The organism is Sphaerisporangium sp. NPDC049002, from assembly GCF_040649355.1.
Taxonomy (GTDB): domain Bacteria; phylum Actinomycetota; class Actinomycetes; order Streptosporangiales; family Streptosporangiaceae; genus Sphaerisporangium.
In genome coordinates this window covers 1-8,912 of sequence record NZ_JBEZFH010000267.1, presented here as the reverse complement: position 1 = coordinate 8,912, position 8,912 = coordinate 1, and the positions used below count along the sequence as shown (strand labels likewise).

General features: G+C 71.6%; 10 protein-coding genes. 6 read left to right on the top strand and 4 right to left on the bottom strand.

Annotated elements, in window-relative coordinates:
• Positions 1–284: hypothetical protein (locus tag AB0B89_RS32680; RefSeq protein ID WP_358560490.1), on the bottom strand; the 284-nt coding region annotated here is incomplete at its 3' end.
• Between the two features lie 227 nt (positions 285–511).
• On the opposite strand from AB0B89_RS32680, the gene AB0B89_RS32675 reads away from it, so the two are divergent.
• On the top strand, positions 512–1,252 hold the full coding sequence (locus AB0B89_RS32675; protein ID WP_358560488.1) for a GntR family transcriptional regulator: 741 nt from the start codon (positions 512–514) through the stop codon (positions 1,250–1,252).
• Here AB0B89_RS32675 and AB0B89_RS32670 read toward each other — a convergent pair.
• On the bottom strand, positions 1,219–1,878 hold the full coding sequence (locus AB0B89_RS32670) for a DedA family protein (protein WP_358560486.1): 660 nt from the start codon (positions 1,876–1,878) through the stop codon (positions 1,219–1,221). The two genes, AB0B89_RS32675 and AB0B89_RS32670, sit on opposite strands and share 34 nt — an antisense overlap.
• Before the next feature lie 65 nt (positions 1,879–1,943).
• The gene (gene menD / locus AB0B89_RS32665) at positions 1,944–3,599 is read right to left on the bottom strand and encodes a 2-succinyl-5-enolpyruvyl-6-hydroxy-3-cyclohexene-1-carboxylic-acid synthase (protein ID WP_358560484.1); all 1,656 of its coding nucleotides are present in this window, start codon (positions 3,597–3,599) and stop codon (positions 1,944–1,946) included.
• Positions 3,600–3,919: 320 nt separating this feature from the next.
• On the opposite strand from menD, the gene AB0B89_RS32660 reads away from it, so the two are divergent.
• The 3 genes from AB0B89_RS32660 (at position 3,920) to AB0B89_RS32650 (ending at position 7,201) form a co-directional block, all read left to right on the top strand.
• Positions 3,920–5,053 (top strand): AMP-binding protein, encoded by a 1,134-nt coding sequence (locus tag AB0B89_RS32660; RefSeq protein WP_358560494.1) that lies wholly within the window; start codon positions 3,920–3,922, stop codon positions 5,051–5,053.
• Between the two features lie 78 nt (positions 5,054–5,131).
• On the top strand, positions 5,132–5,485 hold the full coding sequence (locus AB0B89_RS32655; RefSeq protein WP_358560483.1) for a hypothetical protein: 354 nt from the start codon (positions 5,132–5,134) through the stop codon (positions 5,483–5,485).
• Between the two features lie 279 nt (positions 5,486–5,764).
• Positions 5,765–7,201 (top strand): RNA polymerase sigma factor, encoded by a 1,437-nt coding sequence (locus AB0B89_RS32650; protein ID WP_358560481.1) that lies wholly within the window; start codon positions 5,765–5,767, stop codon positions 7,199–7,201.
• A gap of 82 nt (positions 7,202–7,283) precedes the next feature.
• Here AB0B89_RS32650 and AB0B89_RS32645 read toward each other — a convergent pair whose 3' ends face one another.
• On the bottom strand, positions 7,284–7,682 hold the full coding sequence (locus AB0B89_RS32645; protein WP_358560479.1) for a hypothetical protein: 399 nt from the start codon (positions 7,680–7,682) through the stop codon (positions 7,284–7,286).
• A 139-nt stretch (positions 7,683–7,821) separates the two neighbouring features.
• Here AB0B89_RS32645 and AB0B89_RS32640 point away from each other — a divergent pair, with 139 nt between their 5' ends.
• Together AB0B89_RS32640 and AB0B89_RS32635 are read left to right on the top strand one after the other, a co-directional pair.
• Positions 7,822–8,421, top strand: coding sequence for a TetR/AcrR family transcriptional regulator C-terminal domain-containing protein (locus tag AB0B89_RS32640; protein WP_358560477.1), 600 nt, complete (start codon positions 7,822–7,824; stop codon positions 8,419–8,421).
• Positions 8,422–8,745: 324 nt separating this feature from the next.
• Positions 8,746–8,912 (top strand): DUF5999 family protein (locus tag AB0B89_RS32635; protein WP_358560492.1); only part of this gene is annotated, 167 nt, incomplete at its 3' end.

Sequence of the window (8,912 nt, the reverse complement as noted above, 5' to 3'; positions counted from 1 at the left end):
GAGTTCATCTCGGCGGTGGCCAGCGTCCCGTCCGGCTCGATGCCGTTCCACTTCTCCCAGATCGTCGACTCAACGGTCGACGTGAGACCGTCCAGGAGCTGGGAGTGGCCGCTCAGGATCATCGTGTGCACGTCCTGCTGCGCGCGGATGCTCTTGAGGTCGTCGAGCGCGTAACGGTAGAACAGCTTCCCCGTCTCTGACTCCTTCTTCGCCTCGCCGGCCAGGTAGGTCGCCGCGACGGTCTGGTCCCGCAGCACGCCGAGCCGGTTCTCGAGCTCGGTCATACGCCCTTCAACGTCGGTTGTTGACATCGTCATTACCTCCTGGAGAAAAAGTATCGCCTCCGGTGACTCTGAGTGCCGCGTTCAACACGAGAAGTGAAACCTTTTCATCCGGCGGGCGGTCCGCCTCCACGAGGGGGATCGGAGGGGGACGGTGGTCTTTGTACGGACATATTGACGTCCGCTACCCTGGACCCTTAGCGATCAGAACTGAGCCGGGAGAAGGCACATTGGGCACTCGACTCGACATCGATCTCGATCGTTCCAGCCCGGTGCCGCTCTACTTCCAGGTGGCCGAGCAGATCGCCGAGGCGATCAGGCGCGGCGACCTGACGCCCGGCGCCCGGCTCGACAACGAGATCCTGCTCGCCGACCGGCTCGGGCTCTCGCGCCCCACGATCCGCCAGGCCATCCAGTACCTCGTGGACAAGGGCCTGCTGGTGCGCAAACGCGGCGTCGGCACCCAGGTGGTGCACGGCCAGGTCAAGCGCTCGGTCGAGCTGACCAGCCTGTACGACGACCTGCGCCGCGCGGGCCAGGAGCCCACCACCCGGGTGCTGTCCCTGCGGTCCGTGACCGCCGACGAGGAGATCGCCGCGGTCCTCGGCGTGGCCGCGGGCACGGAGGTGCTGCACGTCGAGCGGGTGCGCTACGCCGCGGGCGAGCCCTTGGCCCTGCTGCACAACTGGCTGCCGGCCGCGCTCGGGTCGATCACGCCGCAGTCCCTGGAGGAGCGCGGCCTCTATGAGCTGCTGAGGTCCGCCGGCGTGCGGATGCGCGTGGCGAACCAGCGCATCGGCGCGCGGTCGGCCACCCCGGCCGAGGCGCGACTGCTGGACGAGCGCAGGGGCGCGCCGCTGCTCACGATGATCCGTACGACCTACGACGACCAGGGCAGGGCCGTGGAGCACGGCTCCCATGTCTACCGTGCCTCGCACTACTCGCTGGAGGTCACGCTCATCGAGCGCTGACCGGCCACCTCTTCGGTCGCGGGCTCCTCGATCTTCGAGGCGCGGCGCTTGATGTAGAGCGTGGTGCCGATGCCGAACAGCACCGCCACCACCAGGCCGACCCACGAGAAGCCCTTGAGCCACTTGTCGGCCACGATGCCCAGGTAGTAGATCACGGTGGTCGTGCCGCCCGCCCAGGCGATGCCGCCGAGCACGTTGGCGACCAGGAACCGCCAGTAGGGCATGTGCAGGGCGCCGGCCAGCGGCCCGGCGAGGATGCGCAGCAGGGCGACGAAGCGGCCGAAGAAGACCGCCCACATGCCCCACCGGTCGAAGACGCTCCTCGCCTTGGCGAGGTGGGCGGGGCCGAAGTGCTTGGGGAAGCGCCTGCCGAGGCGGTCGAACATCGGCTGCCCGCCCTTGCGGCCGATGAGGTACCCGATCGAGTCGCCGACGATGGCGCCCACGCTCGCGCAGACCCCGACCCACAGGGGGTTCACGACATGCTGTGCCGACAGCAGTGCGGCGCTGACGAGGACGACCTCACCTGGGAGCGGGATGCCGAGGCTCTCAAGGCCGATCACCAGGCCCACGATCACGCAGATCCAGACCGGGGGGATCGCCTGAAGCCATTCCTCCACATGCATGGCTCACACCCTATGTTGTGGCATGCCCCCGATTTTACTTAAGCGAGCACAGTGCTCCTTCCCGGCTAGGGGAGGGAGCGCAGCGCTTCGTGGGCGGCTTCGCGCATGGCGATGTGCACGCGGGCGTTCTCCTCGCGGTCGGTGCGGGCCTCCACGATGCGCACCCCCTCACCCCTGATCGCCTTGGGCAGGTCGTCGATGGACGACAGCAGGGTGTGCGGCGTGCCCGTGGCGGCGGCGACGTACGAGAGGTCCACCCCGTGCGGGGTGCCGAAGACCCGTTCGAAGGACTCGGGCAGCCCCGCCTGCGGCAGAAGGGAGAAGATGCCGCCGCCGTCGTTGTTGACCACGACCAGGCACAGGTCGGGCCTGGGCTCGCGGGGGCCGAGTATCAGGCCGTTCTGGTCGTGCAGCAGGGTCAGGTCGCCGAGCAGGGCGTAGGAGGGGCCGTTGTGTGCGAGCGCCGCGCCGATGGCGGTGGACACCAGGCCGTCGATGCCGGACGCGCCCCGGTTGGCGAGCAGCCGCAGGCCGCGACGTGGCCGCATGGCCTGGTCGAGATCCCTGATGGGCATGGAGGAGCCGCAGAACAGCAGGGTGTTGTTGGGGAGCACCTCGGTGAGGTCCCTGGCAAGGCGCGGCTCGCTCATCCCCGAGTCGTCGAGGACGGCGTCGACGGCCGCGCGGGCCGCCGTGTCGGCCGCCCTCCAGGACCGCAGCCAGGTGTCGTCCCCGGCCGCGGCGGCGATCTCGACGGCCTCGGCGACCTGGGTGGCCGACCGGGTGGGGTCGGGCCAGCGGGACAGGTCAGGGGTGACGACGATGTGCTCGTCGGCGCGCTTGAGCCACGACAGCAGCGGCCGGGAGAGGCTCGGCCGGCCCAGGGTCACCACGACGTCGGGGCGGTGGGCGTCGGCGAACTCGGGGGTGCCCAGCAGGAAGTGGTACGCCGAGACGGCGTGGTCGCCGTACCTGGCGCCGCCGGTGGGCTCCGAGAGCACCGGCCAGCCCGCCATGCCGGCGGCGGCGACGTACCGCCGCACGTTGGCCGCTCCGTCGCCGACCACCAGCACGCCGCGCCGGGTGGGGGCGACGTGCAGGCCGGCCGAGGGCGGGGCCACGCGGGCCCGTACCCAGGGGCCGCTCGCGTCGCCGTCGAGGGACTCGCACCAGGAGGAGTCGCCGTCGGGGATGAGCGGCTCGCGGAAGGCGAGGTTAAGGTGGACGGGGCCGGGGTCGCCCGGACCGAGTGCGCGCTGGTAGGCGCGGGCGGCGAGCGAGCGCCAGTAGGCGACCTGGCCGGGCCGCTCCTCGGGCGCGCCGACCTCGGCGAACCAGCGGACCGACGAGCCGTACAGCTTGATCTGGTCGATCGTCTGGCTGGCCCCGGTGGCGCGCAGCTCCGGTGGGCGGTCGGCGGTGAGCACCAGCAGCGGCACGCCCGACTCGTGGGCCTCGATCACCGCGGGGTGGAAGTTGGCGGCGGCGGTGCCGGAGGTGCACACCAGGGCGACCGGTCGCTCGGACCTGCGGGCGAGGCCGAGCGCGAGGAAGGACGCCGACCGCTCGTCGACGCGCACGTGCAGGCGGAGCCGCGAGTCGCCGTGGACGGCGATGGCCAGCGGCGCCGACCGTGAGCCGGGGGCCAGCACCACGTCGGTGAGACCGCAGCGGGCCAGCTCGTCCACAAGGACGCCGGAGAGCGCGGTGGCGGGGTTCACCTGCCCTCCTCGGACGCGCCCTCCAGGGCGCGCGTGCTCGTCGGAACGCGGAGAGCCTTCATCTAGGGGCGGCGGGAGAAGCCGGGACGACCGACCGTGATCTTCGCGATGCCCTCGGCGGTCTCGTCGACGACGTCCTCGCAGTCACCCGGCCGTTTCCGGCCGGCAGTGCGCACGGTCACACTCGCTCCTCACTCGCCTGCACGTCGCCCCGCCGAGGTCACGGGCGGGGGGCGCCTCTCACCGGGACTAACCTTACGACCGTGAGTGAGCGTCCTGTGCACGCGGTGGTTCTCCCTCCCGGTCCCGCCCTGTTCGGCATGGTTCGCGAGGCGGTTCTCGGTGCGGGTCCCGCGGTGCTTCCCCTCGCGCCCGATCTTCCCGATCACGCCCTTCGGGCGACGCTGGAGGAGTTGCGCCCGACCCATGTGGTCACCCCCGGCGGCACGCGGCCGTGGCCCGGCGGGGTTCCCGCGGCCGGCGACACGGCCGTGATCATCGCGACCAGCGGTTCCACGGGCACGCCCAAGGGGGTGGAGCTGGCGGCCTCCGCGCTGCGGGCGTCGGCGTCGGCCTCGCTCCGGCGGCTCTCGGCCCGGCCGGGTGAGCGCTGGCTGTGCTGCCTGCCCCCCTCCCACGTCTCGGGTCTTCAGGTGCTGGTGCGGGCGCTGCTGAGCGGGTCAGCGCCGCTGATCCACGAGCGGTTCTCCCCCAGCGCGGTGGCGGACAGCGGCGCCGCGCACGTGTCCCTGGTCCCCACCCAGCTCAGGCGCATGATCGATGTCGGCGCCGATCTGTCGCGGTTCCGTACGATCCTGCTCGGCGGGGCCGCCGCGCCGCCCGGCCTGCTCGCCTCGGCCAGGGAGTGCGGGGCGCGGGTCGTCACCACGTACGGCATGAGCGAGACGTGTGGCGGCTGCGTCTACGACGGCGTCCCGCTCGACGGGGTCGATGTGAAGGTGGGGCCGGAAGGGCGGGTGCGCCTGGCGGGGCCGGTGCTGTTCTCCGGTTACCGGCTGCGCCCCGGCCTCACCGAGGCCGCCTTCGACGGCGGCTGGTACCTGACCTCCGACGTCGGCGTGCTCGACGAGGGACGGCTGCGGGTGCTGGGCCGCGCCGACGACGTGATCAACACCGGGGGCGAGAAGGTCGTGGCCGGGGCGGTGGCCGAAATCCTGGCGGGCCACCCCGGCGTCCGCGAGGCGGTCGTGGTCGGCCGTCCTGATCCCGAGTGGGGCGAGGAGGTCGTCGCGGTGGTCGTCGCCGCCGACCCTGCCGCTCCCCCCGCCCTCGGCGAGCTGCGCGCCCTGGTGAAACGGCGGTTGCCCGGGTACGCCGCGCCGCGCGCGCTGGCGTTGCGGTCCCTGCTCCCGCTGCTGCCGAACGGCAAGCACGATCTTTTAGCGATACGCCGGGATATTTCCGGGTTTGCTGGCATAAGGGATGCTTCTTGACCACAATGGCCCGTCAAGGGAACCGGAAGTCGCGTCCGGCGCGTCATACAGGCAGCTGGATCTAGGAAGGACGCCTTGATGAACCCAACCCGCAAGATGTGGATCTCCGCCGGAGTGGTGGGGGTGGTCCTCGCCGGGGGTATCTCCGTGGCGGCGGCCGCCGCGTCGGGAGGGGTCCGCACGCCAAGCGGGGTCAGCCAGGAGAGCGAAGGCTCCGCGCCCTACGGCCCTGGCGAGGCGCCGGGCCAGATCCCCGGCCCCGACGTCCCGCAGAACGCCGAGCCGACCAGGTCGCCGGAGGAGTTCGTCGTCACCAACGACGACGTCAACCCCGACCCGAAGAAGGTCGCCGAGTTCTGGACCGAGAAGCGCATGGAGAGCGCCGAGCCGCTCCCGATCCCTGTCATCACCCCCGAGAAGAAGCCGAAGTAACGGCGCGGGCTTGATGGGAGGCGGGTCGCCGGACGGCGGCCCGCCTCTCCTCGTGTCGAGCGGCGGATCCCCCGATCCGGTGTCGAGCCCCCGATCTCGGGCAGAGGGGGGACGACCAGCGACGATGAGCGCGACGATCAGGAGGCGATTGGCGACGGCCACGCGCCGGGCGGGAACAAACCACGGCGCCTGACGTTATTGATACTGGTGCGCCGAACGCCGAACGCCGCGCCACCCCATCGACCCAGAAGACGACTCCGTGACGGAGGAGGTGTGCTCATGCCCCGAACCGCCGTGGCGACCTCGACTGAGCGCGAGGCGACCCCGACGACTCTCGCTCAGGTCCTCGACCGAGGGCGAGCGCAAGGTCACCTTTCCCTCGCGGAGCTCCGCGAGGCGTTCTCGTCGGCGCGGATCAGCCCCGCGAAGGGCCGGTCGATCCTGCGTGACCTCACCGAGGCCGGCGTGAGCCTGGCCGCGGAGAACGAGCCCCGCTCGGGGACCGGCAGCCCGGCGAGAAAGACCCGTAAGAGCACCACGATGAAGACTACCGCGAAGAGCGCAATGACCAGCACCACGATCACCACCGCGGAGACCGCCGAAGCCCCCGAGGGGACCGTCGAGACCCGCCCCCGGCGCACCGCTCGCCGGACCACGCGCAAGACGGCCGGGGCCACTCCCGCTCCCGCCGCGTCGCAGGCGTCCCCGGCCAAGCACGACGAGGCCGCCGCCGAGCCAGGGGACGGCTGGAACGAGCCGGAGGAGAACGAGCTCCAGAGCGAGACGTTCGACCTGGACGACCAGTCCTCGGTCATGGGCGACTCGGTGCACACCTACCTCAAGTCGATCGGCCGGCGCACCCTGCTGACCGCGGCGGAGGAGGTCGAGCTGGCCAAGCGCATCGAGGCCGGCCTGTACGCCGAGCACAAGCTGGAGACCGAGACCCTGTCCGCCGCCCGGCGCGCCGACCTCGAGTGGGTGGCCGAGGACGGCAGGCGCGCCAAGGACCACATGCTGGAGGCCAACCTCCGCCTGGTGGTCTCGGTGGCCAAGAAGTACACCGACCGTGGCATGGCGCTGCTCGACGTGGTCCAGGAGGGCAACCTCGGGCTGATCCGCGCGGTGGAGAAGTTCGACTACTCCAAGGGCTACAAGTTCTCGACGTACGCCATGTGGTGGATCCGCCAGGCGATCCAGCGCGGCTTCGCCGACTCGGCCCGTACGATCAGGCTTCCCGTGCACGTCCTGGAGCTGCTGTCGAAGCTCTCGCGCATAGAGCGCGACATGCACCAGCGGTTCGGCCGCGAGCCCACCCCCGAGGAGCTGGCGGTGGAGCTGGACAAGACTCCGGACCAGATCGAGGAGCTGCTGCGCACCAGCCGCCAGCCGATCAGCCTCAACGCCACCATCGGCGAGGACGGCGAGACGACCATCGGCGACCTGATCGAGGACGTCGACGCCCCCGAGGCCTCGGAGGTCGTCGACCGGCAGCTGCTCGGCGCGGAGCTGCGGGGCGTGCTGGGCAACCTGACGCCGCGCGAGGCCAAGATCATGGCACTGCGCTTCGGGCTGATCGACGGCAAGCCGCACACGCTCGACGAGATCGGCAAGCACCTGGGGCTCACCCGGGAGCGGATCCGCCAGCTGGAGAAGGAGTCGCTCTCGAAGCTGCGGCACCCGAGCAACACCCGCCCGCTGCTCGACTGGGCGAGCTGACGGACACCGGCGGCTTCCGTCCTCGCGGACGGAAGCCGCCGGTGTCCGGGCGCGCGAAGCGCGAAGCCCGTGGCGCGAAGCCTCAGCGCGCGGGGGCGAAGGGGCGCGGCACCCGGGCGATGCCCGTCAGCCGGTTCTCCTCGCGCAGGGTGCGGAGCCTGGTGACCTCGGCGGTCCACCGGGCCCCCTCGGGGGTGGCGACGCCCTTGCGCCGCCGGATGCGGTCGTCGTACGCCTTCACGCCGAAGGACGCCCGCTGGGCCGCCTCCGCCGCCCGCAGAGCGTCGGTCAGCGCGCGGTCGAAGGCGAGCCCCGCCGCCCGCAGCTCCGCGACGCCGGCGTGGGAGGCCTGCGTGCGGCGCAGCACGCGCTCCGCTCCACGGGCCTTCTCCAGCAGCTCCGCGAAGCTCTTCCCGACCTCCTGGTCGGCGTGGTGCCTGACCTCCGCCTCCCGGCTCACACTGGGACGGAAAAACGCCATCGCTCGCCCTTTCTCGGCACATCGCCGGTGATCCGGCGTCGGTTGCTCGCCTTAGCGTACGCGGCCCGGGGAGGAGGTCGGTCAGCGGCACGGCGTGGCGCCCTTTACAAAGTAAGCCATTGTGCGGATCATGCCTCCTATGCCTGCCAAGCGACCTCCCATCCCCCTGTCCCGCGAGCGCATCATCGACGCCGCCCTCCACATCGCCGACGGCCAGGGCCTGCGCCGGCTGACGATGCGGCGCCTCGGCGACTCCCTGCAGGTGGAGGCGATGGCGATATACCACCACCTGCCGCGGGGCAAGGAGGCCCTTATGGACGCGCTCGCCGAGCACGTCACCACCGTCACCGTCCCGGACGCCGGCCCCGCGAGCTGGCAGGAGATCGCCCGCGCCTGGGCTCACGCGGCACGGGCGGCGCTGCTGGAGCATCCGGGGGTGCTCGCGCTCGCGCTGACCAAGCCGCCCCAGGGCACCGCGCTCCTGGCGATCAGGGAGCAGGCCGAGCAACTGGCCGCCTCGGGCCTCGGCGACTCGGCGCGGGCGGTCCGCACCCTGCGGGCGTACGTGCTGGGAAGCGTCGCGGTGGAGATCCAGCGGTCGGGCTGGGCGATCGGCCCGGCGGGCGACGGCGAGGACCCCGGGGCCCCGCAGGTGTCCCGGCCCGAGTCCGGAGAGGAGGCGGTGGCCGCTTTCGAGCGTGGTCTCGACGCCCTGCTCAGGGGCCTTGCGCAGTCGTAACCTTTCGTTTATCGGTTCGGCGGCGAGTCGTGCTTGGACCGTTATCTTCGGTGAGGCACGCTTGTGTCGCAGGTCACAGCGCCGAACCAGCCCGATGGACCCCCCCGGACCCCCTAATCGAAGGATCGAAACCGTCCCAACGGGCTATGTCGCCCGCGTGTGACCCGCAGCACACTTACTCTGTAGGTGTGCGGCACCGCACACGTCAACCACACAGCGCTCGTCTCCGTCCAACGGGGGTGGGGGAGCCGTCCGGAGACAGACACCGGCACGGAGGTCCCCCGGCCGAGCACCAGATCGAGAGAGAAAACCGGAGGCACGCCGATGTGCCCGCATGAGCCGTCCTGTCCGAGCACCACCGCGCCGGACCGCGAAGCCGCCCGCACGATCGCGGCACACCGGGTTGCGGCTGGAGGCCGAGTCGCTCACCGACCCGGAGGAGGCCGCGCGGCTCGGGAACCGCGTCGACGCGCTGGAACGCGCCGTGAGCT